Raw genomic sequence first — 24,904 nt, 5'->3', positions numbered from 1 at the left:
CGCAGGGTGGTTACATCATTCGCGAGAGCCAGAGGGCCATACCCCAGAATAAGGATATATAGCCAGCCAGGTAAATACATACGTGTTGCCATGGGTTCAGTTTTAGGGAATGTGTGGTAAAAGCGCTGTCCAGCAGCCGTCTGAAGCTGCGATACAGTTGTGCGGCCAACAGGCCGGCCAGCAGGTGGCAGGCGGCTACGCCCAGCAGTACCAGCAGCAGCAGGCTCAGGGTGCCGGCATCTACCGTGGCTGCGGTGCTGTCCGCCAGCCGCAGCAGCGGACCGGCATACAGGAAGGCCGATAACAGCAGGAGTATAAGGACGGCTTGTTTCATCCATCTTCGCAGGTGCCGGTATCGCGGCCCCTGGGCCTGGTCGTGCAGGAAATCGACATAGTCGTCTTCCCACGTTACTTTCCGCAGCCGGAACGGTTCCGGATGCGGGGGTTTTCGGGTGTTGTGTTGTGTGTTCATCATTTTTTGTTTTTTAAGGTTAATATTTGGAGTCCTGGAGTTGGGGAGTCTTGGAGTCTTGGAGTTGGGGAGTCCTGGAGTTTGGGAGTTTGGGAGCCCTGGAGTTGGAGAGTTTGGGAGTCTTGGAGTGTGGGAGTATTAGAGGGTGTTACTCACAACTACCCAACTCATCAACTCACCAACTCATCAACTCATCAACTCACCAACTCACCAACTCATCAACTCACCAACTCACCAACTCATCAACTCACCAACTCACCAACTCATCAACTCACCAACTCCAGAACGTCCCTGATCTGACTTTCGTTATGCAAAGCTCCCGGTGAAATGTTAAGGTTTTTGCACATTACCATAAACTTTAACATTTGTGTTTTTGAGGGTATTTCTAACGTTTTGAAGCCTAATTCCATGAAATAAACCGGCAAATGGCCCTGAATTTCACGGGAAATCCGGTAATTTTATTCTTACGGATTTCTTTAGGAGTTCTTAGGAAAAAACTTATAAGGACACACCCCCGGCCCCTCTCAAGAGGGGAGCTTTTGGGCTCTTAAAAGAGATTAAGGCTTTGGTTGGTGAGTTTTAGTGTAAAGAATATTATATTTTCTCCCCTTGAGGGGGCCTGCCCGCCGGCAGGCGGGGATGCCGCGGTTGCTGAGCCCAGTCGAAGTAAAGGCAAAGGGGTGACAGCCTGGTTGTCGGAATGACTTAAATCTTTGCGGGACGCTGTGAAATAGGCTATGACACAAAGTTGCACAGAGCATTCACAAAGAACCGCAGAGAAAAATACATCATTGGTACGCCCAGAGGGCTCGCAAAGCCGTATACTTATTATGGTTTTAAGGGTTGGGAAGCAACACCGGGTATATTTACGCCGAAAATTATAAAGCCTCTTCCTGGTCCATTTTCTGGGAAAGGTGAAAGATCAATTCTTCCAGGAACCGTGCCCGTTGCCCTTTGCGGCCCTTGATCGAAGCATAGGTCCTGTAAACCTGGGGCAGACGGACATTGAAAAACACTTCAAAGGCCTCGGTAATGTCCCGGATGTCGGCCTGCCCGTGGTTAAATACTTTTCCGCTATACAGGGCATAGACCAGTTCGGCCAGGGAAACCTTTGAGGCTGTCCAGACCAGCTCATGATGTGCCCGGGCATGGTCTGCGGAAACGCAGGTTGCAGAAAATTGCCGTTGGGCTTTCTGAAGGTAGTCCACCACCCGCTGCATAGCCCGGACCCGCGCCCATAAAAAATCGTGCGAAGTGGAAGAATCCGGGTCCCGGTAGTCTTCACCGGGAGAGAACGGAACGTGTTCCCAGGCCTGCCGGGTAAAATATTCCGTATCCCGGTGGGTATGCCCCTGTTCCATATAATAGCTGAAATCCCGGTGTTTCCGGAAAAACTTTTCCGCCTTATGCAGTTGTTTTTTGTAGAACTGTTTTTGAAGGTCTTTACCTGTCCTGGGTTTGCGCATCTGGTATGTACCGATTTCCGTGAAGTAGATCAGCCAGCTTAAAGGATGGACTTTGACTTCTTTGAAAAAGTGAATTTCATCGGCCCGGGTATGGAACCCTTCTTTCTTTACGGTTTCCTGTAGCCGGCATAAGGTTTTGCGGCACAAAAGCACACCCCGGCGAATTTCTGGCATGGCATGGTGTAACGTCTTTATATCTCGTAGTTCCCGGTTAAAATTGGCAATAACAGCTTCATATACCATATCTTCAGGGTATCTCTGTTATAAATAAGGAGAATGCGGCGGTTAAGTACAGGTTGGGCCCGGATTATAATTTGTATCCTCCATAGCATTATCCCCGGTTACCCCAGGGGTAATGATCTGTATTTTTATAGTGAAACCGGACCCGAAACCGGTCCGGGGGGTAGTTATGTTTTCCGAATTTAAAAAAAATTACCGGATGCTATTTCTATGGCCATAGTTAAAATCCTTATAGAACAAAAAACACATGTATTATTGACAAGTTTCGAATGGATTATCTTAAAATTTTAACATTTAAATTATTGTAAATATTAAAATCACAGACAAGAGCCTGTTTTTTTGTAGCTTTTATTCCATTACATCTATAAAAAACGAATACAAGCTGAAACAGCGGTTTAAACAGGTCTTCCAAAAGTCTATTTTCCAGTTTCATCATGGGAAAATCTATCAAAGCATTAGGAAAAGACCGCACTTCAATCTATAAAAGTCTTTATCAAAATCTGCACTACCTGAAGGATCTAAGTAAACTTTATGATACCATAGACGTTTTAAAGAAAAGACAGTTCATTTCCTTTTTGTTCGACAGCCAATTGTATTACGAAAATGGAGGCTATCAAACTAATTATATTCCAGCCCCATTAGCACATAACATATTGAAAATGAATGAAAAAAGAATTACTGAAAATCCATAAAAAACGGGATTTCACAAGAAAATCCCGTCAAGTCGGGGTGGCAGGGCTCCAGGTGAACTACTATTACCTCTTTTGAAATTTTTTGAGAGCTTAAAGCAAAAGGATAATAGGGATGATGAAGAAATGTTTTTTATCAATTATTTTTAATGAGGAAAATTTTGTTGACCTGGTCAAAACACGGACGGTGTGTAGCGCTTCTCCCTGCCATAAGTTAAAACGATAAGGAGATTATTCCAGGTCTTTCGGATATGGCTGGCATTGATTTCCAGGTCATCAGTTATATTTCAATACACAGATGAAAAGACATCAATCAATTCCAAAACTGCAGAAGTCACTCATCAAGTTTTTTTAAATTGAAAACCGGAAACTAAACCTTATTGTACATCCGGTAAATCATATTTAACCTGGTTCCGGAAGGTCTCGTCAAAAAGAAGGACTGAGCCTCTTTCGGTATATTCTACAACAGCTACCGGCACATCCTGTTCCAACTGTTGCCATTTTTTCGGACAGCAGGCGAAAAATAGTAATGTACCCTGGCAATACTTCCTCCCATGATTAGCAAATCGGTATTGAATTTTTTCGGATGCGGCGACAGAAAAGCACTCATGTTTGCTGCAAGTTCTTCGAAAATTACCGTAGCGTCGAGTTGCCTGCAATCCGGTTGCATCACAATGACTCAATGAAACCTGGCACTCACCTGTCGAACAGGTGTAAACGTTGAAGCGACCTTTTTGGATGAAATATAACTTTCTTCCGGTGTTTTTTTAAATGCAGGATCCAAAATATCAATAACTATTATGTCATGATTTAATAAACAGAATCGCTGTTAAATATCATATTTACGACACTCATAAAAAAGGATCTCCAAAGACAAGTTAAACTATCGGATGCAAAAACCGGAGCCTCTTAAAAAGCCAATCATCAATTCTGAAACAGAATCCGATCGTCCGGCCAGCCGTCGGCATCCGCTTTTAACCGTTGCAGCCCGAACCGCTTGCCATCCTCACCTGAAGGCGGGTTTTCCAGCCAATAGGAATAACTTACCCAGTCCGGATGCGTTCCATCCAGCATTTCACCTTTGATAATGCCAATATGCCCCCGTCCGATACGGGTGCTGTTATCCCAGATGAAGGTCTGCTTATTGGGCATAAAAACGGTTCCTCCCCCATTGTACATATTCATGCCATTCTTGTCCAGGTACGGTCCGCGGATATCGGTTGACCATCCCATACGAACTTCGTAAGTTGCGTTCTCCTGATGGCCGAGACCGGTGCCCCAGTTCACGAAAAGCCAGAATCCGGCTGTACCGTTTTTGGTTCCCGGATATATGGCGGCGGCTTCAATGGCACTATTTGCCGTGGGCTCCTTTCTGGCCAGATTCCACATATCGGTCAGGGTCGGATGCCTCTTTCCATCCGGGCCAAGCCGGATCAGTTTGATCCCGCCGAAATGCGATCCGAAACAAAGGAACCATGAGTTTTCGGGCGTTCGGACCGGACAGGGATCCAGGGCATTGTACGGATCGCCTTCCTCGGTTGAGATCACAATTCCCTTATCGACCCATGCATAATCGGGATCGGCCGGATCCAATGTCGTGTTCGTGGCGAGCCCGATGGCAGACTTGGTACTCCCAAGACTGGATACACAATAATACATGCGGTATTCTCCCGAGATCACATGATAGACAATGTCAGGGGCCCAGGCAATATTTATGGGGCTATAGTCTGCCCAGAAGGCAGGACGGGTAGGAAATACGTCCGGTCCGCTGTTCCACACGCCGCTTTGCGGCGACGCGGTCCATCTCATTCTGATGCCTCCGCCGGTCGAGTACCAGAAATACTTGTCCCCCGACTTTATGATGCGCGACGCATCATTCAGGCCGGTAAGGCCAACCAGTCCTGTTCCTCCAGACATTTCGCCGGTTAGTTCTGCATTGGCGGACAACGTTGTTGGGGCAGGTCCGGCTTCGGAATTACAACCCGAAAATACGGCACAGACACTCAGGAATACAAAAAGAGAAGTTTTCATAATTGGGCATTTTTGGTTAATTTTTAAACGGGAGCATTCTGTTTACAACGGACATCAGGAGCCCGCTGACAGGTAGTGTTGTCAAGGGGTAACTCCCGATGGTGTAAGTCCGGGTAAATAATTTCTCCTCAACAGTAAAATAAGGGAATACAAATGCAGCATAAGGGGACTTTTGTCCAAATTCAAAGCAAAAATGTTGAGTTTTACCAATTTTATGGCCTTAACACCTTAGAAACTATTTTTGTTCGGCAAACTGAGTAGGGGTTATATTAAATTCCTTTTTAAAAGCGCGACTAAAATAATTCGGGTCACTGTATCCTACCCTATAGGCTACTTCCGAAATATTCTTTCCCTCCCGGATAAGCCGGGTCGCTTTTTTCATGCGAATGCGTTTGATATAGTCTAACGCACTCAATCCGGTGATCTTCTTCATTTTTATATGAAGCAGGGAACGACTAATACCCGCTTCATTCGCCAGGCTTTCAACACCAAATCCGGAATTGGAATGATGTTGCTCCACCAGGAATGATATTTTTCTCAGGAACTCGCGCTCATGATTATTTGCCGGAATATGCTCCGGGTCGGGCGTATTTATTCCGGAAAAACGTTTTTCAAGGTTTTTATTGGTCTCCAGCAGGTTGGTTACCAGTAGATCGAGTTCTTTAAGGTTAAAGGGCTTGGTCAGGTAGACATTTGCTCCGGAAGCAAGCGCATCGATCCTGAAGTTATCGTTATTTCTGGCCGTTAACAATAGAAACGGAATATGGCGGGTATCGGGATCGGATTTTACTTTTCTGCAAAATTGTATTCCCGAGAGCCTGGGCATCTTAACATCGGAAATAATGATATCGGGATGGGTATGTTCCATTTTTTCAAGAGCCTGTTCGCCATCTCTGGCCGTTATGACCTGGAATCTGCCGGCAAAATGCCTCTGAAGGAATTTCATGAGCTCAACATTATCTTCGGCGATCAGTATTTTAAGGTTGTTCTTTTTTTGCAACCCGGTAAATTCCTCCGCCTCAATACTGCCGATGATAAGATCGTTCATCACATTCAATGATTTATTACCGTTAATTTTTTGCAGTTCTTTTTCACTTTTTATTTTGAGTATTAGTGGAAAGTCTACATTTATAGTAGTTCCCTTTCCCTGTTCTGATCTTATATCCAGTTTTCCTTCCAGGAAATCGGCAAGGCTTTTTACCAGGGCCAGACCGAGCCCCGAATTGGAATTCCCGCCCTGTCCATCCTGCTTGTAAAAAGGCTCGGTGACCTTTGCTATCACCCCGGCAGACATTCCTTTACCGGTATCGGTAAATTCAAGAAAGATCCTGCTTCTCTTTTTCTCATCGAGAAAGTTGCTTATCCGCATGCCCAGACGTATTGTTCCGCCTTCGGGTGTATTTTTCAAAGCATTTGACACGAGGTTGGTGGTGATCATTTCTACTTTGGAGGGATCAAAGTAACAGGTGTATTCCGGAATATCGGAACAAAAATCATGTTCGATCCCTTTAGTCTCAAACAGCGGGCTAAACGCTTCAAAAGTATCTTTGAGAAACAACACTATATCTCCCTTTTTAAGTTCGAGCTTCGCATGTTCGGTCTCAATTTTACGGAATTCAAGCAATTGATGTATAAGCTGATTGAGTTTATCCGCATTTTTTTTGATCGACAGCAATTCTTCCGGAGGGGCGCTCCTGTTCACTTTTTCCCTGAAAAATTTTTCGACAGAAGCCATGATCAGCGTTAAGGGGGTCTTGAATTCGTGAGAAATGAACGTAAAGAAATTGAGTTTGTGCAGGTTCAGTTCATTGTTCTTTTCTTTTTCGAACCTTTCCATTTGTAAAGCCAGTTTCTGATCGTGAATGAACCTTACAAATCGCCAATAGGCATAAACCATCAGCAGGATGATCAATACGTAAATAAAATAGGCTATATCGGTTTTCCAGAATGGCGGGAGGACGGTCAGTGCTATGTTTCGTTCATTGTTCAGGGAAAGCGGCAGGGTCCTTACCCTGAATGTATAGTCACCGGGGGAAAGGTTGGTGTAGGTGGCCGTGGTTTTGGTGCCCACCTCATTCCATCCGTCGTCAAAACCGTCCAGTTTATAGGCATACTTCACAGCTCCTTCGTTGAGATAATTAATAGCCCCGTATGCTATGGAAATAACATCCTGCCTGTGGTTCAGCGTTATCTTGTCCTGATAATTGATATGCTTTTTCAACACCCCTTTTTCGGTAACGGGGACTTCCCGGTTGAACAGTTGAAAACCATTAAATTCCAGGTCCGGTGTCCCGGGAGACTCATTGAATTCGTCAGGGTCTATGACATTCAACCCATAAACCGATCCGAAATAAAGCATGCCTCTCTTGTCTTTGAAAGCAGATTTGAAATTGAACTGATTCGTACTGAGCCCGTCTTCAATTCCCAAATGCTCCAGGCTGTTATTTTCAGGGTCATAAACACTTAATCCCTTATTGGTCGAGATCCATATTTTTCCGAAATCGTCTTCCAGTATTCCGTATGTATTGCTGTTTGGCAGGTTTTTATTCTGTTCAAAAAACTCGAGGTTTTCCCCGTTTTTCCTGTGCAATATAATTCCCTGATTCAGGGATCCGAACCAGATATTTCCTTTTGAATCTTCATAGGCGCTTACGATTTGCCCTCTTTTCCGAGAACCGGTTCCCGAAACGACTTCGGGACGGGTAAGTTTTCCCGTTTTAGAATTGAGCAAATATATACCCGAACGACGGGTACAGAACCAGAGGTTATTTTCAGAATCTTCCAAAATGTCATACACAAACTTATTGCCCAGAACTTCGGCTTTGTAAAGGCTGAATTTCTTCGAGTCGCGGTCGTATATATTCAAACCGAATTGCGTTCCCACCCAAAGCCTTCCGCTGTGATCCTCACGGATAGCATATACGCAATTATTGGACAGTGAGTTTTTATCTTTTTTATCAAACTTAAAAACCGAGATTTTCCCCGTATTTTTTTCATACCTGTTCAGTCCGCCAAGAAAGGTCCCTATCCAGATATTACCACGGCTGTCTTCTTCCAGGGAATGGACATTATTGCTGCTCAACCCGTCTCCCGTATTCAAGAACCGAAAGCGTTCACTTGACTTGTCAAGGATACTGATCCCCCCGTCTTCGGTACCTATCCAGACCTCGTTGTTTTCCATTTCAACGATCTGGCTTACGGCTTTTCCCCCGATGGAATTTTTATAATCGCTCGGAAAGTATTTAACGACTCCCCCAGATTTGGGATTTGTATAGTTTACGCCTCCGAAATAGGTCCCGATCCATACAATTTGTTCTTTACTGATAAATATGCTGTAAACCGATTTATCTGAAAGTGTATCGGGTTGTTCACTGAACGACTGTGTGTAGTAATTTACCAAAGCCCCGGTTTCTTTATCATAGACAAATATGCCACTCTCGGTTCCCAGCCAGAGATTGTTCCCGGTACCCTGGTCTATACTCCGGATGACTTCGGCCTCTAATTTATTCGAATTGTCGATGGCTATGTGCTGAAAAGAATCACTGGCCTTATCAAAATAGAACAGGCCGCGTGACGTCCCTACCCAAACAGCCCCCTGTTTGTCTTTAAAAAGGGTGTTAATGGTAAAGATATTGCCGTCTGATGTATCCGGACTGTCGGGGATCCTGTATTTCTTTATGATCTCCCCGAAGTTATTGATCAGCAATATCCTTTTGTTGAGCGCCGCCCAGAACACATTTGTTTTGTATTCTGCTATAGCTTTAACGGGACGCCCTTTTAAATAATGATGTACGGTCTCTTCCCCGTCAATCGTAAAAAGGCCATTGGCGGTTCCTACAAAAACAGTACTGTCCCCGGACTCGAAAATGGTATTTACAGCCCCCGTGTTCCCTTTCAGTATATGCTTAAAGAAATGTGTTTCGGGTTCAAATTTGTCCAGTCCCGAATTGGTGCCGATGTACAGCCCGCTCTCCAGATTTTCAACTGCATTGACCTGATTGCTGTTAATACTGTTATCATTTTCCGGATCGTGATAATACGTTGTGATCTTGCTCCCGTTATAACTGTTGAGCCCCTCCCGGGTCCCAAACCACATGATCCCGGTATCGTCCTGGGTAATATCGTAGACCGTACTATGGGTTAAACCATCTTTCGCGCTTAGTTTTTCAAATTCTATCTCCTGTCCGCCGGACCTGCCCGGAAATATGAACATCGACAAAAGAAGAATACGCATTAAAAAAGCAGACATCAGTTTAAAAAAATGAGGGAAAGTCTTCATAATACCGCTACTTGAACAGAGATTTTCAAAAAATAAACAAAAATGCTATGAGTATAAACAAAAATATAGAGCGACGATTTAATATTCATTTAACATTACAGAATGAAATCATCAAAATATCACACACTATTCTGAATTAAACACAAAATTACCGAGATAAAACTAAAACATTTTTAACAATTATCAATATGAAAGCATATACTTCTATAAAAATCTACTCCGTAAACAGGAGGTCGGTAAAAATAGTTACCACCGGATTATCCTTGCTTTTCCCGAGGATTTTCAATGGCATGTCCTTGCCAAAAAGCACAACGTTTATCCAATTCCGTAATAATTAAAAAATCAATGAAAAAAATTGTATTTGCTCTGATTTTCCTCCCTTTCCTATGTATGGCACAGAAAGCGGAAGATGTACTTAAATTCTCTCTTCAAACTCCATGGACCAAGGATGTTAACCCGGAAAATGTCTGGAACGAATATCCACGTCCCCAGATGAAAAGGGACAACTGGAAAAACCTCAACGGCCTGTGGAAATATGCCATCCTCCCTGTTTCGGAAGAATTTCCGGCCCGGTTCCAGGGAGAAATACTGGTTCCCTTTGCCGTTGAGTCGGAATTGAGCCGGGTCAAAAAACTGGTAGGCAAGGACAACAATCTCTGGTATCAGACAAACTTTACGGTTCCCGAACATTCCGGAAACGAGAAGATACATTTGAATTTCGGTGCCGTCGACTGGGAAGCGACGGTCTTCCTCAACGGGGAGAAAGTCGGCGAACACCGCGGTGGCTTCACCCCGTTCAGTCTGGATATCACCCCCCATCTGAAAAAAGGCAGGCAGACCCTGACCGTTAAGGTCTGGGACCCTACGGATGCCGGTACGCAACCCAGGGGAAAACAGGTGGCGAATCCCAAAGGAATATGGTACACGCCCGTTACCGGGATCTGGCAAACCGTATGGCTGGAAAAAACGGCAGAAGATCACATCACTACCGTCAAAAACACCCCTTTTATAGATGATGCCCTGCTTAGATCAGAGATTACTTTCAGCAAGCTTTCGCATGACGGCACCCTGAAAGTTACGGCTTTAAGCAACGGAAAAGAAATAGCCTCCTCAAGCCTCGAACTAAAACGGGGACAGGAAAAGGCCGCCTTTCAATTGGAAATTCCGGACCAGATTCTCTGGAGCCCGGAAAACCCTCACTTGTACGACCTGGAAATACAGCTCCTTAAAAACGGGAAGATCATCGACGAGGTCTCCAGCTATTTCGGAATGAGAAAGATCAGCCTGGGCAAGGACAAAAACGGTTATACCCGGATCCTGTTAAACAATAAACCTCTTTTCCAGTTCGGTTTACTGGATCAGGGCTGGTGGCCCGACGGATTGTACACGGCTCCTTCCGTGGAAGCCATGATGTACGATGTTGAAATGACCGAAAAATGGGGCTTTAACATGCTCCGTAAGCACGTAAAAGTGGAGCCTGCGGTCTTCTACTACGAATGCGACATGATGGGAATGCTGGTCTGGCAGGATATGCCCAACGGCAACTATTTTAAAGACCTCCGTATCCAGGCCTGGGAGGAAAAAGATGCGGAAAGATCCCGGGGATCTGCACAACAATTCGAAAAGGAGTTAAAGGAAATGATGGACTATCTTCACACTTTTCCCTCCATAGTAGTCTGGGTGCCTTTTAACGAAGGCTGGGGACAATACGACACCGAAAGAGTGACCGAATGGGTTGAAAATTACGATCCCAGCCGTTTGACAGATTCGCCGAGCGGATGGACGGACCGCGGAGTCGGCGATATGATCGATGTGCACTTGTACCCGGGCCCCGGAATGGAATTTCCCGAAGAGAACAGGGCTGCCGTTATCGGGGAATTCGGCGGCATAGGCTGGGCCGTGGACGACCATATCTGGTGGAACAAGAAAAACTGGGGGTATCTCACACTCAAAGATCAAAAAGAATATAAAGAACGGTTCACCACATTGATGCGCGACCTTACGGGCTTAAAGAGTTTCGGACTTTCTGCAGCCATCTACACCCAGACCACAGATGTCGAAGGCGAAGTAAACGGATTGATGACGTATGACCGGATGGTTTCCAAATTAAGTCCCGAAGAAACCAGGCCCCTGATAGATCCCCTATACAAAAAACCGGGTGACTTCCGGGCCATCATCCCCGATTCCGAAAACGAACCGAACACCTGGATGGCAGCTTACAATGTTGATCTTTCCCGGACCGGTGATCCCCAAAAAACCGGGGAATGGCAGGAACAAAAAGCGCCTTTCAGTTCCTATGACAACTACTTTTTACCGGGTGGAAGCACATGGAAAACCCGGGAAGACCTGTGCCTGTTCAAAGCATTTGATCTCGACCGCATTCCCGAGGAGATCATACTGCGGTATTACCTGGACAAGGCCAGCATGAAGGTCTATTTGAACGGGCAACCCGTCACCTCGGAAAAACACGAGGGAGGACGAAAAAGACATTACAGGAATCAACTTATTTCCAACGCCCGGAAATACCTGAAAAAAGGAAAAAACACCATTGCCATACAGATTCAGCCCCAAAATGAAGACCACGCATTCGACCTGGGCCTGTATACGGCAGAAATAAAGGATGAAAAAGAATTTTAAATGTCAACCACCAAAACTTTTATTATGAACTCGTTTAAACTTTTTTCATTGAAGCGAAAATGAGTCATTTTGAGGCCAATTGCAGTCTTTTTTGAGTTGCATAGCCATAGCTACGGAAGGAAAAAAAGACGAAAAGTGGACACAAAAGGGCCATTTTTTAGCCAATTGAAAAAGTTTAAACGAGTTCTATGATAAAAAACATATACACCACAAGACCACCGGACAATTAAACGGCCTTTATGCCAACCGGACCGCAGAACCCGACCCTCAAACCGGCAGGTATCAGTTTAACTATGCCTGACCGGAGCCCTTTATCGCTATTCAGGACGATACAAACCCATAAACCAAAAGTCAATCTAAAACACACATTATGACAAAAGCTAAATATCGGCAGATACTTTTTTCCCCTTTGTCAGTCATCGCTTTTCTGATCACAGGCTTTACGGCGAGCGGGCAGGACAGGAACGTCTCGGGAACCGTCACTTCATCCGAAGACGGACAACCCCTGCCCGGTGTAAATGTTATTGTAAAAGGCACCAATAACGGTGTACAAACTGACTTTGACGGAAATTATACTATTGATAACATATCCGGTAACGAAACACTGGTGTTCAGCTACCTGGGCTTTAAGACCCGCGAGATCCCGCTTGACGATCGTCCTGCCCTGAATGTAGTGTTAGAACCGGGCCAGGAAGCGCTGGACGAGGTCGTTGTCATAGGTTATGGCACGGTTAAGAAAAGTGACCTCACCGGGGCCGTTTCATCTATAAAAGCGGAAGATCTGAATCCCGGGGCCAACGCATCGGTAGAACAGGCGCTCCAGGGACGGGTTGCCGGGGTCCATATCAGTCAGAAAAGCAATGAGCCCGGCGGTGGATTAAGCGTAAACATCCGTGGTTCCGGTTCTATAAACGCAGGTACGGAACCCTTGTACGTGATCGACGGGGTTATTGTCAACAACGGCGCTGTCGCCGCAACCGGAGGCCAGGGTTTTACCGCGAATTCCACGCCCCGGAACCCCCTGAACACCCTCAACCCGGCAGATATCCAGTCCATTGAAGTCCTGAAAGACGCTTCAAGTACCGCGATCTACGGGTCCCGGGGCTCTAACGGAGTTGTTTTGATCACGACAAAAAAAGGTAAGACCGGAAAACTCCGGGTCAACTACGATTTTTATTACGGTATGCAGGAAGCTGCCCAAACACTCGACCTGTTAAGTCCGACGGAATACCAGACCGTTCTCAACGGGATCATCGATGACGGAGGCGGAGACCCGGGACAGGTCATCGAAGAGATCGAAGACGGGGGAACCGACTGGATGGATCAGGTACTCCGGGCCGCCCCCACTCAAAATCACAACCTGTCCTTTTCCGGGGCCACCCAAAACCTGAACTATTATTCTTCGCTTAATTATTTCAGTCAGGAAGGCCTGGTCAAGGGGTCCGGGATCGAACGCTATAATATCCGCCTGAACCTGAATTCCAACTCCTCTGAGAAATACAAATACGGGATCAATATGAATGCTTCTTTCATAGGGGATGATTTTGCATCTACCGGGACCGGGATCAATGAGAACGGAGGCGCCCTTTATGCCGCCATAAATTACGACCCCACCATACAACCTTATAACGGGGACGGTTCTTACCGCCTTTCGGATTTTATCACTATAGACAATCCCCTGTCCATACTCCACGGTGAAAATGCGACAGGCGAGACCTTCAGGTTTTACGGAAATACCTTTTTCGAATATTTTCTGATCCCTTCCCTGTCGGCCAAAGTGCAGTTAGGAGGCGATACGCAACATGTACGGAGGGATATTTTTATCCAGCCCTACACATTGAACGGAACGGGAACCGGGGGGATCGCAAGCATCCAAACGGGTAGAAAAGACTATGTTTCCATCGAGGGTACACTCAATTACAACAAGGATATCGGCGATGATAACCTGGCAGCCATGCTGGGAGCTACCTATGAATATTTTCAGACCAAATCATTTTCAGGAAATGCCCGGGGATTTGCCCTGCCCGACCTGGGGACCGATGCCATCGGCTCGGGAGACCCGGAACTCAACAACCTGGGAAGCGGAAGAAACCAGGCGCGGTTTATCTCCTACCTGGCCCGGGTGAATTATTCGCTGAACGACAAATACCTGTTTACCGCATCGATAAGGGCCGACGGGTCGTCGAGGTTCGGCGACAATAATAAGTTCGGTTATTTCCCTTCGGGAGCGGTGGCCTGGAAGATCCACAACGAAGGTTTTATAAATGATACGGAATGGATCAGCCAGCTGAAATTAAGGGCCAGTGTGGGAAGTACCGGGAATGCCAACATAGGCAACTCCCTTACATTCCAGACCTTTTCGGCCGGGGGCGACCTGCTTTTCGGCGATGATTTTTACAATACCATCTACCCCACACGTATCGCCAACCCCGACCTGACCTGGGAAAAGGCAGTACAGTATGACTTCGGGCTGGATTTCGGTTTCCTGGATCGCAGGATCTCCGGTTCCATAGATTACTTTAACAAAAAGACCACCGACCTGCTTCTGGTAGTACCCCAGGCGCTGAATACGGGATTTTCGGGCCAGACGCAAAACCTGGGCGGCGTGCGTAACCAGGGTCTTGAATTTGCCCTGAAACTGGATGTTTTCAGAAAAGACAATTTCAGCTGGGAATTAGCCGGGAACCTGGCCACGCTGGACAATGAGGTGCTCGACATCGGGGACCGCGGCGATATTATTCGCGGGGGACAGTCACAGATCCCGGATTTCAGTATTGTTACCCCGGGACAGACATTAGACAGCTATTACGGTTTTATCGTTGACGGTATCTGGCAGGAAGGCGATGATTTCAGCGTCACCGAACCCCAGGTGCAACCCGGGGATATCAAATACCGGGACGTCAATGCCGACGGTGTTATCAATGCCGATGACAGGGTGATCCTCGGAAATTCCATTCCCGACTTCACATGGGGGCTGACCAGTAACCTGAGACTGCATAATTTTACACTGGATATCGTTATGCAGGGCGTTGAAGGTGTAGAAAGGTTAAACGGTAATCTCATCAACACCTATGCTCCCAATAATTTCCGGAGAAACCGTATCGCTGAACCCTTGCTGAACCGATGGACGCCGGACAACCCTACGAATAGATATCCGTCTTTTGTCAATCCTACTTCACAGGGAGGAGCAAATGCCCTCATAAACAGCAGGACCATAGAGGACGCTTCTTACTGGAGATTGCAATCCGTCAGGTTAGGATATCAATTCTCCACAGAAACCCTCGGGTTTATCAATAACTTATCGATCTACGTAACAGGACAGAACCTGCTGACGGTTACCGATTACAGCGGTGTGGACCCGGCCGCAAATGCCAGCGGAAGGAATACCACAGCACTGGACTTTAATGCCTATCCGGTGCCCAGGACATACCTGATAGGGCTTAACATCGAATTTTAAACAAATCACCGACATGAAAATCACAAGCATAAAAAATATTTTGACGGGGTTGGTACTTTGTATCCTGTTCACTTCCTGTGAATCTGAACTGGACATACCCCCGGCGGATGAATTTTCTCCGGACAATGTGGTACAATCACAGGAAGGCCTTGAGGCACTGTTATTTTCTGCCTACCAGTTCGATAATGCCGGAGAAACCGTAAAAGATGAAATCCTGATCAATGAAGTCACTACCGATATCGGATTTGTCCGGCAAGGAGCTGTAGAACGGGAGATGAAACCCTTTTTAGACTTCAACTGGGACGCTTCGGTCCCTAAGTTCGAACAGGTTTTCTGGATACCCCGGTACCGCGCCATAAGAGATGCGAACACCGTGCTGGAGAATATTGAAAACTCACCGGTCAGCGAAGAGGCCAAGGCGCTTATCACTGCAGAAGCCCGTTACCTGAGAGCTGCCCAATACGCCTTTTTATACAGGTATTTCGGGGTGGTTCCACTGAGAACGACCACAGATCTCGAAGCCCAGCCGCAGGAATTACCCCTGCCTTCGGAAGAAGAGTTTCTGACCTTCGTGGAAACGGAGTTAAGAGAAGCTACCATCAATCTTTTACCTCCTTCCGAACAGACCCAGAGAGGCCGCGCTACCAAAGGGCACTCCCTGGCCATACTGGCCAAGTTCTTACTTCAAACCAAACAGTGGGCTAAAGTGGCTGAGATCACAAAAATGATCATGGACCTCAATTACTACGAGTTGTACCCGGATTACAGGGCTGCCTTTTTTGTAGCGAACGAAGGGAACAGGGAGATCATAGTTACATGGTCCCTGACCAATGAGCAAGGGTTCGGTAACCAATACCAGAATGGTGCCTTTCCTCCTGGTTTTATGGAGGCCGAGGCCATCCCTGAATTTACCTGGACATCTGCCATGGCCAACTGGGCCACCCAATTCAGTATGAGGGACGGTTTCTACGACTCTTTCGACGCTGATGACGACAGGAAACAAACCATCATTAAAAGTTACACCAACCTCGGCGGAAACACGGTAAACCTGAGGAGCACCGCAGATAATACCAGGAGCTTAAAATATTTTGACAACGACCAGGTGGGGAATTTTGCCGGTTCGGACCATCCCTACATAAGATATGCGGATATTCTTCTTGCCCGGGCAGAAGCCCTGAACCAGCTGAACGGCCCCACCCAGGAAGCCGTAGACCTGGTCAATACAGTCAGAACCCGGTCTGTCGATGATCCGTACACCCTGGCAGTAGTAGGCAACAAGGACAGCTTTAACGATATCATTTTACAGGAACGGGGCTGGGAATTTTTCTCCGAAGGCAAGCGCCGGGAAGACCTGGTACGCCACGGCAAATTAATAGAATACGCGCAGCAAAGAGGGGTAAATGCCCGGGAATTCCAGCGCTATTTTCCATATCCGCAAGCCGAACTGAACGCCAACCCGGCTTTAGAACAACGTAATGGTTATTAAAAATATATAACTGAGTTATGCATATAGATACTATGTGTATTAAACTCATGGTTAAACATCTGCATATTCTATAAAATGGATGGACATTTCAAAAGTCTCCGAACTTTGTGGTCTTTGTGGTTTTCCATGTCATGGGCTTTATTTTACCACAAAGATTCACAAAGCAGGCACAAAGAGACACAAAGAATTATATAGAAGTTAAAAATATAACTCCATAAAAACATATAAAATGAACCTCATTCGCTACATCACGGTTTTATACCTGTTGCTCTTCTCCTTCAACGGGCACTCACAGGAATTGGGATCTAACTTTAACCACAATCCCGAGATCATAGATCTTAAATACCTCGGAGAGGCACAGGTCAACTGGATAAGAACAACGCCGAGGATCATGGATTATGCCTATGGAGACCTCAGCATAAAAAACGATCCGGGTTTGAGCCGGGTCGTCGAAGCCGGAAAAAAAGGCTACAAGCTGGCATTCGGGTTTCGCTGGGATTTTGCCAAAAACAACATGCCTATTCCCGCGGCAGGTTCCCGAGAGGAAAAAGAACTGTTCGATACCGCCTCAAAGATACTGGAAGTGGTAGGGCCTTATGTCGACATTTTTAAACTGGGAAACGAGCCCAATCTCGAAACCGTGGATCAGGATATGAAGAAAAAGCCCGATGGCAGTATTCCCCTGGTGGATTTTACCAAAAGGTTGCTGTATGAAGTGGCACTCCCCTATTTTAAAAATGACACCATTGCGGGAATACCGGATATCTATGTAGGTTCTTTTCCTGCCTTATTCGAAAAGAAGTTCCAGGGAAACCAGGCGGTAAATGCCCTGTTGCACTTTACACATAACAGCCCTGACATTACGGGGCTTGCACTACACCTTCATATTGCAGATACCGCAGAAATCGATCAAGCCTTTAAATATGCAAGGTCAATTGTCAGGGAAAAACCGATCATCGTTCCGGAATTTTCACTTCACAGGTTGTACCGTTCCAAACTTTCGGAGCCGTTTGACATCAATGAGGCCGGGAAGCAATTCGCCATAAAATACGGCCGTGACCCGGAGTGGAAACTCTACCAATGGTATAAAGAGGCCAATACAAACCGGGTGAGCCCCGAAGAGTGGGAAGCCATGTTTGCTACACGCCCGTGGTACCCTCAGCATTACCTGGATATCTATTTCGACAGGTTTGAGAAATACGGAGTGGTCCTGGCCACCTATCCCCTGCTGCAACAAAGCTGCCCCAGGAATATGACCCCCAATTCTCCCGCATGGTTCATCAACCCCATATTCTGCCAGAAATCCCTTAAATTACAGGCAGATGGCTCGGTATCTCCCAATCCGTTGTGTTTTAAGGATTTTGTAAACATCGTCAACACTAACAGAACGTCCGAGAATTAAATAACGTGAGTTTGAGTTTGAGTTTTATTTTAAACTCACTTTAGTATTAACAAGTTGTATACAGGGTTGGGTTACGGATAGCGTAGAAAATATTCAATAGGTCAGGTATATGAAAATAAAAAATCATTATTTATTATTTTTTGCAATAATAGCTTTCCTCTCTTGTAAAACTGAGAAGAAGGAAGAAAGCAGGTTACAGGATGAGAAGCCTAATATTATTATAATTATGGCCGATGATCTTGGAAATGGCGATGTAGGATACCACGGGAGTGATATTAAAACCCCGAATATTGACAGCTTGTCAAGAGAAGGGATCGTTCTGAACAGATTTTATGTGGCGCCGGTTTGCTCCCCCACAAGGGCAGGACTTATGACGGGACGATATCCTGATCGTTTTGGGCTTAGGGAAACCGTGATCCCTCCCTGGAGGGATTTTGGGGTAGATACCACAGAGGTTTTTTTACCTGAAATATTGGCTAAGGCAGGCTATAAAAACCGGGCGGCCTTTGGGAAATGGCACCTGGGGCATTCCCGCAAATATTATCATCCTTTAAAACGCGGGTTCACCCATTTCTATGGTCACTATAACGGAGCCATAGACTATTTTACACATAAGCGGGAAGGGGAGTTGGATTGGCACAATGATTTTGAAACTTCTTACGACAAAGGTTATGCTACAGATTTAATTACTGAAGAAGCTGTTAAATCCATTCAGAACTATTCCGGTGAATCCCCGTTTTTTTTATATATAGCCTATAATGCCCCTCACGGTCCTTTGCAGGCAAAAAAGGAAGATTTGTTGAAGTATGGATTTGAAGCGGATAAACCTCTTTTTAGCAAAAAGAAAGGATATGGGGAAATAGGACGTGGGAATACTCGCAGGCAGACATATTCGGCCATGGTAACCAGTATGGACCAGGGCATCGGGGAAATTATGAAGACTCTCAAAAAACTGGGGATTGAAAATAATACCCTCGTTCTGTTTTTAAGCGATAATGGTCCGGCACCCAATGAAGGAGGCACTACTGCCGGCCTTAGGGGGCATAAATTCCAGGAATGGGACGGGGGTGTGAGAGTACCTGCTGTAATGAAATGGCCCAATGGTCTTGAAGGAGGACGAACAGTTGACCAGGTAATGGGATATATTGATGTATTACCTACCTTAAAAGAAATAGCCGGGATAAGAACCAAACCTGAAAAAACTTTGGACGGGGTAAATATGCTCCCGGTTTTAAAGGGTAAAAAACAGCGCATGGAACGGGACTTTTATCTTGGATATGGAGCAATTGTCAATACGAAATGGAAATTAGTGAAAAAGAATAGCAGGAACCCCGGGATGAGAGTAAACGAAAATATGTTGTTCAACATGCAGGAAGACCCCGGGGAGACCACAAATATAAAAGAAAAACATTCAGAGATTTTCGAAAAATTAAAGAAAACCGTGGATAATTATGACGCCATTGAATCTAAACAGGAAGTCCCCTCCTACCAGGATGGTAAAAAAGGGTTTAAAGCCCCGAAAGAATGGAATATAGAGGATTATCCGGAATAGCAAATGTCGATTTTGGTCGGCCAGGCGGAACACACCGGGCACAGGAGTTTTGAACATTTCATAATCAACCTGCTTTCCGGGTTGGCAGCCTATTCTTTCTTCGATAAAAAGCCTGTGCTGAGTGATGCCGAAGTAGGAGGAGCTTTTTAAAAAGCTCAAACAAAGATTGTAATTTTGAAATGTTTGTGCTCCCTAAAGAACTATTCCCGATGACTTGAAAAGAATTTATCCGGTTTTGGGAACTTCCGGATCGGGGAGTACCTTTTATAACTATCAAAAATTTCCTTGTCCGGCCCAACGACCCTTGGGTCCTTCGTCCTTTTCAATTCGTTGAGCAGTTCTTTTTTCAGCCGTATTTCCTCTTCTGCAAATTCCGGCATTCCGGCAAGGTTCTCCAGGCAATACGGATCTGTTTTGATCGCATACAGCTCAAACTCCGGTCTTTTGTCCACGGCCAGATCCAGGAATGGCTTTATATTCGTATCACCGGCATGTTCCAGAAGATAGGTTTTGGCAGGGCAATCATCAATATCGGTATAGGCACTTTGGGGAATATATTTCCCATCGTCCCCTATACCGTTCATGGGGAGCAATTGCAAGGTATCTTCGGGATCGAATTTTCGGGGTGCTCCCGCAGGCCACCGTTCCGGCCGCATGTTCCAGATATAGAGGAAATCCCTGCTGCGTATAACACGTTGAGGATAGCCCCGGTTCTCATACCTGGACGAGGAATGGCGCTCCCGCCCGGAAAAAGCATAAGTATCCGCTCCCTTTACATAACCTTCCCTGTTCGACATCAGTATATCCAAAAAACTCTTTCCCGTAACCGGCATCATATCCCCGGGGTTTTTATTGGCGATCTCCAGAATGGTCGGGGCTATATCCACAAAGGATACCGGGTCTTTGATTACCCTTCCGCCCAGAAATTTTTCGGGATAACGAATGGCCATAGGAACATGGATACCGTACTCATAGCTATTAGCCTTGGCCCTTGGAAACGGTTTGCCGTTGTCCGCGGTTACGATTACAATAGTATTCTCCAGTTCCCCGATGTCTTCCAAATACTGCAAGATATCCCCGAGATGCCGGTCAAACCACTCCACTTCAACGGCATAATCCAACAGATCGCCCCGAATCTCGTTATTATCCGGGAGAAACCCGGGCACTTCCACATCTTCCGGACATTTCCCCATCCTTTTCCAGGAGCCCTTTTCATAAGGCCTATGGGGTTCGTGCGCCCCGTACCAAAAGAAGAAGGGTTTGTCCTTCTTTATGTTTTCCATAAAGTATTTAAAATTCTCATAATAATTGGTACCGCTCATTTTATCGGCATAACCTTCCAGACCCGGTTTGTCCTTTTTACCATAACTTATTTCGGAATGGGTAATACCGCCTGCATTGGTAGTCCGCCACAGGGAATCATTGGCATCCCTGGCATATTGAAAAGGCCCTACCCCTTTCCCGGTACGCCCTGTACTATAGCCGGCCTTGTCCAGTTCATCAATAAAAGGAACATATTTTTTAAGCCAGGAAGAGGCATGCTGGCCGGACTGTTCGTTTTGCCACGGATAACGCCCGGTTACGATAGTACTCCTGGACGGGGCGCAGCCCGGCGATCCGGCTATGCAATTGGCAAAATACACTCCTTCGCGGGCCACCCGGTCAAAGGCCGGGGTATGGACAAATTTGCTGCCCGCAAAGCTAGTATGGGCAAAGGATTGGTCGTCACTGATCACAAAAAGTATATTGGGGCGTTGTTGTTCCGGTTTCATTTGCCGGCAGCCCGATCCGGACCATAGTACCAACAACAAAACAATAATTCGAAAGTTTTTAAACATCGTATTTTTTTTGTTGAGTTTTGTAGTAAAGGCTTGTTTAAACCGGATTTATACCACATTAAAATTTATTCTACCGGCGCTAACTGTACATCATCAATCCATATTTTGTTTTGGGTATCCTGAAACTCAAAAAAAAGCCGATACCTGCCGGGGTACTTCCGCCATTGGCCCAATGAATCCGGTAGCTTTCCCAGGTATTGGCTTCACCGGTTACCTCCTTGCCTGGCCAGTTTTATTTAAACGAGTTCTATATTAAATGGCATTATAATTTAAAAAATATACGGAGCGACAGGTTTCTTATTCTTGCCATTGTTTTTGGTTTTCTCTGGCTTATAGGGCCCTGTTTCAGAATCGTTTTGTCCTTTCCGCCATTCTTCCATTTGTTTGCGAAAATCACCTGTAATTTCTTTATAATCCGGATGGGCCGCCAGATTGTTCCTTTCGCCCGGATCTTTAACAATATCATAGAGTTCTTCTTTTGGCCTCTTGTGATAACGCCATAACACTGCAGAAGCATCAGCGTCTTCACTAAAGGACCTGACCTTCCAGGAATTCCAGTACTCCCTTCCCCCGTCATGGTCTTTGGCCTTGTCTATGTGGGTATGATATTCTTCTTCCGGAGCCAGATTTAAAATATACTTATAGCGTTTTGTCCGAATCATCCGCATTGGACTCCGGTTCATATTTCCATCGCCCGTATGTGAACCATACACGGATTTTCTGTGTGTGGTCTTTTCTCCGTTTAATAATCCGAGGAAACTCTTGCCGTCTATAAACTCAGGGGCTTTCCCTCCGGCAATTTCAATCAGGGTTGGTAAAAGGTCCGTAAGGGAAACCAGGTCGTCATTCTCCCGGTTTTCATCAGCTCTTCCGGGCCAATAGACCATAAGCGGGACCTGTATTCCATAATCGTATAAATTCCATTTTCCAAAAGCCCATTGCGGTCCCTGATCGGCAGTAAATATGAAAATGGTATTCTCTTCCAACCCGTTTTTCCTGACTAATTCACGCATTTTACCTACATTTTTATCCATCTTGGTAATATCGGTATAATAACGGGCTCGTGATTTTCGTGTATCTTTAGTATCAATATGCATTGACGGGATGTCTACTTCACCGGTACTATAAGCCGGTTCTTCAGGCCAGATTACGTGCGGGCTATGGTCATTAACCACCAAAACAAAAGGAGTCTGATCGCCTGAAGCCTTATTTAACCATTTATCGACCGGGCCTAATTCCAGATCAGTCCATAATACCCCATCATTTTCATGGCCCGGTTCACGAACATTTGTCCCTTTAATAAGATCAAACGGATACGCTTCCACGGGGCCTATATGTAATTTTCCGGCAAACCCCACCTTATATCCTTCGGCTTGAAGATATGCGGGTAAGGTTTTCACTCCATCCTTAAGGCCGGTATGATTGGCATGTGCCCCATTGCGAAAGGGCATAAGTCCGGTATGGATGGAAGCCCGGGAAGGGGTACAGGTAGGTGAAGCGGCAAACGCCTGATTAAAAACTACAGATTCATTGGCCAATTCATCTAAATTTGTGGTCTTTACTGTCCGGTTACCATACGGTCCGATGTCATTCCTTCCCAAATCATCGGCAATAAATATTACCACATTGGGACGCTGTCCTTTATCCTGGGCTTCCACCATGATACTGAACAACAGGAAGCTAATTATTAAGAGACTATTTATTCTTTTCATGTGTAAATAATTTGATTTACATTTCTGACGAATTAGACATAGGACTTAGGACAAAAAACAAGATGTCCGGAATTGCAGGACCTGACTCCAAAAATCTTACGTCATAAGTCCTATTGTCATAAGTCTATTTTCATCAGGGGTTTTGTGTGTAACTAACTCATGGGTGTTTCATTCTAATTTGTTTTTAATGGGTCCCACATCCGGTTTTATTTTATCAGGTATCCACCTGGAAAATTCCTCTATTACACTTTTATATTCAGGTTTACCAGCTAAATTTTTCCATTCATCAGGATCTTCATTGGAATCATAAAGTTCTTCGGTTCCATCGTAATATCTGATATACCGCCATTTTTCACTGCGCATTCCAAGGCTTCCTTTAATGTAATAAGTGATTGAAGGTTCTTCCCTTACTGCCCCCGAATCTTCAATTAAAGGACGCAGGGATCTTCCATTTAATTTTTGAGGAGTTTCCGGTAAATCGCAATAATCTATTAAGGTAGGATACATATCCAGCAAGTTTACCGGCTGGCCCCTTCTTTCTCCTTCAGGGCCATCAGGGATTTTGGTCATTAACAGTGTATGCGTAGTTTTTTCCCATAACGCATATTTGGCAAAATGTTCTTTCTCCCCCATATGAAAGCCATGATCTGCCCATAGCACCACAATTGTATTATCACTGTATTCGCTATTTTCCAACGCTTCAAGAACACGGCCCAGGTTGTAATCCATAAATGAGATAGTGGCCAGATATGACCGGACCACCGGTTTCCACTGATCTATACTTTTTAAAGTATCTAAGCTTACCGGCTTTTCTGCCCACTCTTTACCTATTTCAGGTATATCATCCAAATCATTCTCAAAGACTTCCGGGACTTTAACTTCGTCTAAAGGGTACATATCAAAAAAGCGTTTGGGGGCAGTCCAGGGATTATGTGGCCTATAGAGTCCCAAAGCCATAAAAAAGGGAGCATCATAATTTTGATTCAGCCTATCGATGGTTATATCCGTATTTACAACATCCGGGAAATCTTTATCAGGGCCTTCCCACGGTCCGTAATCAAACAGTGGAGGATGTCTTATTGAATCGGGAATATTACTTTTTACAGGCATAGGTCCATATCCTCCGTCATGTCCTTGGGAATCATCCCACATTTTTTCCATCCTCTGTTTACCGGGTCTTGAAAAATACTGTTTTCTTCCGGTATGGAATAATTTTCCCGACCACATCGTTATATATCCGTTTTCTTTAAAATGCTCAGGGATCAGCGTAGCCGCCATGGCTTCTTCCGAATTTTGAAAATGATCCGGGTTGTCATATAAACCGGTTACAACCGGACTAAGCCCGGTTAAAACCGCCGCCCGTGAAGGATTACAGACCGGTGCGGCGGTATAGGCCCTGGTAAAAGTTACGGATTCTTTTGCAAACTTGTCTAAATTTGGTGTTTTTATCCCCGGATGGTCTTCCAGAAGAGATACATAATCATTCAGGTCATCTATTGCAATAAATAATACATTGTATTTTTCCTGAGAAAATAATGCTCCGAAAGGTATGAGAAGACAACACACGAAAAATGTTACGTTTATCTGACTCTTCCGGACCGTACTCCATAGTTTCTTCATAGCTAACCCTATTAGTTATTCTT

13 protein-coding genes and 1 pseudogene are annotated in these 24,904 nt (G+C 45.5%); 6 read left to right on the top strand and 8 right to left on the bottom strand.

Annotation, left to right across the window (positions count from 1 at the left end):
- Window positions 1-10 precede the first annotated feature (10 nt).
- The 5 genes from ACVBDU_RS01335 to ACVBDU_RS01315 form a co-directional block, all read right to left on the bottom strand.
- Window positions 11-475, bottom strand: coding sequence for a hypothetical protein (locus tag ACVBDU_RS01335; protein ID WP_447177980.1), 465 nt, complete (start codon window positions 473-475; stop codon window positions 11-13).
- A gap of 875 nt (window positions 476-1,350) precedes the next feature.
- Window positions 1,351-2,181, bottom strand: a complete 831-nt coding sequence (locus ACVBDU_RS01330) for an RteC domain-containing protein (RefSeq protein ID WP_447177979.1) — start codon at window positions 2,179-2,181, stop codon at window positions 1,351-1,353.
- Between the two features lie 1,155 nt (window positions 2,182-3,336).
- On the bottom strand, window positions 3,337-3,540 hold the full coding sequence (locus tag ACVBDU_RS01325; protein WP_447177978.1) for a hypothetical protein: 204 nt from the start codon (window positions 3,538-3,540) through the stop codon (window positions 3,337-3,339).
- A gap of 251 nt (window positions 3,541-3,791) precedes the next feature.
- The gene (locus tag ACVBDU_RS01320) at window positions 3,792-4,898 is read right to left on the bottom strand and encodes an arabinan endo-1,5-alpha-L-arabinosidase (protein ID WP_447177977.1); all 1,107 of its coding nucleotides are present in this window, start codon (window positions 4,896-4,898) and stop codon (window positions 3,792-3,794) included.
- A gap of 235 nt (window positions 4,899-5,133) precedes the next feature.
- Window positions 5,134-9,147, bottom strand: a complete 4,014-nt coding sequence (locus ACVBDU_RS01315) for a hybrid sensor histidine kinase/response regulator (RefSeq protein WP_447177976.1) — start codon at window positions 9,145-9,147, stop codon at window positions 5,134-5,136.
- Between the two features lie 375 nt (window positions 9,148-9,522).
- Here ACVBDU_RS01315 and ACVBDU_RS01310 point away from each other — a divergent pair, with 375 nt between their 5' ends.
- From ACVBDU_RS01310 to ACVBDU_RS01285, 6 genes and pseudogenes are all read left to right on the top strand, one after another.
- Window positions 9,523-11,814: a glycoside hydrolase family 2 protein gene (locus ACVBDU_RS01310; RefSeq protein ID WP_447177975.1), complete on the top strand. Its 2,292-nt coding sequence runs from the start codon at window positions 9,523-9,525 to the stop codon at window positions 11,812-11,814.
- A 370-nt stretch (window positions 11,815-12,184) separates the two neighbouring features.
- Window positions 12,185-15,271: a SusC/RagA family TonB-linked outer membrane protein gene (locus ACVBDU_RS01305; protein WP_447177974.1), complete on the top strand. Its 3,087-nt coding sequence runs from the start codon at window positions 12,185-12,187 to the stop codon at window positions 15,269-15,271.
- 13 nt (window positions 15,272-15,284) lie between these two features.
- Window positions 15,285-16,757 (top strand): RagB/SusD family nutrient uptake outer membrane protein, encoded by a 1,473-nt coding sequence (locus ACVBDU_RS01300; protein WP_447177973.1) that lies wholly within the window; start codon window positions 15,285-15,287, stop codon window positions 16,755-16,757.
- 229 nt (window positions 16,758-16,986) lie between these two features.
- Window positions 16,987-18,159 (top strand): hypothetical protein, encoded by a 1,173-nt coding sequence (locus tag ACVBDU_RS01295; RefSeq protein ID WP_447177972.1) that lies wholly within the window; start codon window positions 16,987-16,989, stop codon window positions 18,157-18,159.
- Between the two features lie 109 nt (window positions 18,160-18,268).
- Entirely contained in the window at window positions 18,269-19,711 is a 1,443-nt protein-coding gene (locus tag ACVBDU_RS01290) for a sulfatase-like hydrolase/transferase (protein ID WP_447177971.1), read from the top strand.
- 21 nt (window positions 19,712-19,732) lie between these two features.
- Window positions 19,733-19,861 (top strand): annotated as a pseudogene (locus ACVBDU_RS01285) (IS982 family transposase); the annotation flags it as partial.
- A 50-nt stretch (window positions 19,862-19,911) separates the two neighbouring features.
- On the opposite strand, the gene ACVBDU_RS01280 reads toward ACVBDU_RS01285, so the two are convergent.
- The 3 genes from ACVBDU_RS01280 to ACVBDU_RS01270 form a co-directional block, all read right to left on the bottom strand.
- Window positions 19,912-21,549, bottom strand: coding sequence for a sulfatase family protein (locus tag ACVBDU_RS01280; RefSeq protein ID WP_447177970.1), 1,638 nt, complete (start codon window positions 21,547-21,549; stop codon window positions 19,912-19,914).
- Between the two features lie 269 nt (window positions 21,550-21,818).
- On the bottom strand, window positions 21,819-23,261 hold the full coding sequence (locus ACVBDU_RS01275) for a sulfatase family protein (protein WP_447177969.1): 1,443 nt from the start codon (window positions 23,259-23,261) through the stop codon (window positions 21,819-21,821).
- Between the two features lie 168 nt (window positions 23,262-23,429).
- The gene (locus ACVBDU_RS01270) at window positions 23,430-24,881 is read right to left on the bottom strand and encodes a sulfatase (protein WP_447177968.1); all 1,452 of its coding nucleotides are present in this window, start codon (window positions 24,879-24,881) and stop codon (window positions 23,430-23,432) included.
- Window positions 24,882-24,904: the final 23 nt, after the last annotated feature.

The sequence above is a fragment of the Sinomicrobium endophyticum genome, assembly GCF_052983315.1.
Note: the sequence above shows the minus strand (reverse complement) of the source record. Positions and strands in the feature narration are given on the sequence as shown.

Excerpts from the sequence above, each read along its gene's own strand:
- ACVBDU_RS01335 (WP_447177980.1), bottom strand. The coding sequence starts at position 475 with ATGATGAACACACAACACAACACCCGAAAACCCCCGCATCCGGAACCG.
- ACVBDU_RS01330 (WP_447177979.1), bottom strand. The coding sequence starts at position 2,181 with ATGGTATATGAAGCTGTTATTGCCAATTTTAACCGGGAACTACGAGAT.
- ACVBDU_RS01320 (WP_447177977.1), bottom strand. The coding sequence starts at position 4,898 with ATGAAAACTTCTCTTTTTGTATTCCTGAGTGTCTGTGCCGTATTTTCG.
- ACVBDU_RS01315 (WP_447177976.1), bottom strand. The coding sequence starts at position 9,147 with ATGTCTGCTTTTTTAATGCGTATTCTTCTTTTGTCGATGTTCATATTT.
- ACVBDU_RS01310 (WP_447177975.1), top strand. The coding sequence starts at position 9,523 with ATGAAAAAAATTGTATTTGCTCTGATTTTCCTCCCTTTCCTATGTATG.
- ACVBDU_RS01305 (WP_447177974.1), top strand. The coding sequence starts at position 12,185 with ATGACAAAAGCTAAATATCGGCAGATACTTTTTTCCCCTTTGTCAGTC.
- ACVBDU_RS01300 (WP_447177973.1), top strand. The coding sequence starts at position 15,285 with ATGAAAATCACAAGCATAAAAAATATTTTGACGGGGTTGGTACTTTGT.
- ACVBDU_RS01295 (WP_447177972.1), top strand. The coding sequence starts at position 16,987 with ATGAACCTCATTCGCTACATCACGGTTTTATACCTGTTGCTCTTCTCC.
- ACVBDU_RS01290 (WP_447177971.1), top strand. The coding sequence starts at position 18,269 with ATGAAAATAAAAAATCATTATTTATTATTTTTTGCAATAATAGCTTTC.
- ACVBDU_RS01280 (WP_447177970.1), bottom strand. The coding sequence starts at position 21,549 with ATGTTTAAAAACTTTCGAATTATTGTTTTGTTGTTGGTACTATGGTCC.
- ACVBDU_RS01275 (WP_447177969.1), bottom strand. The coding sequence starts at position 23,261 with ATGAAAAGAATAAATAGTCTCTTAATAATTAGCTTCCTGTTGTTCAGT.
- ACVBDU_RS01270 (WP_447177968.1), bottom strand. The coding sequence starts at position 24,881 with ATGAAGAAACTATGGAGTACGGTCCGGAAGAGTCAGATAAACGTAACA.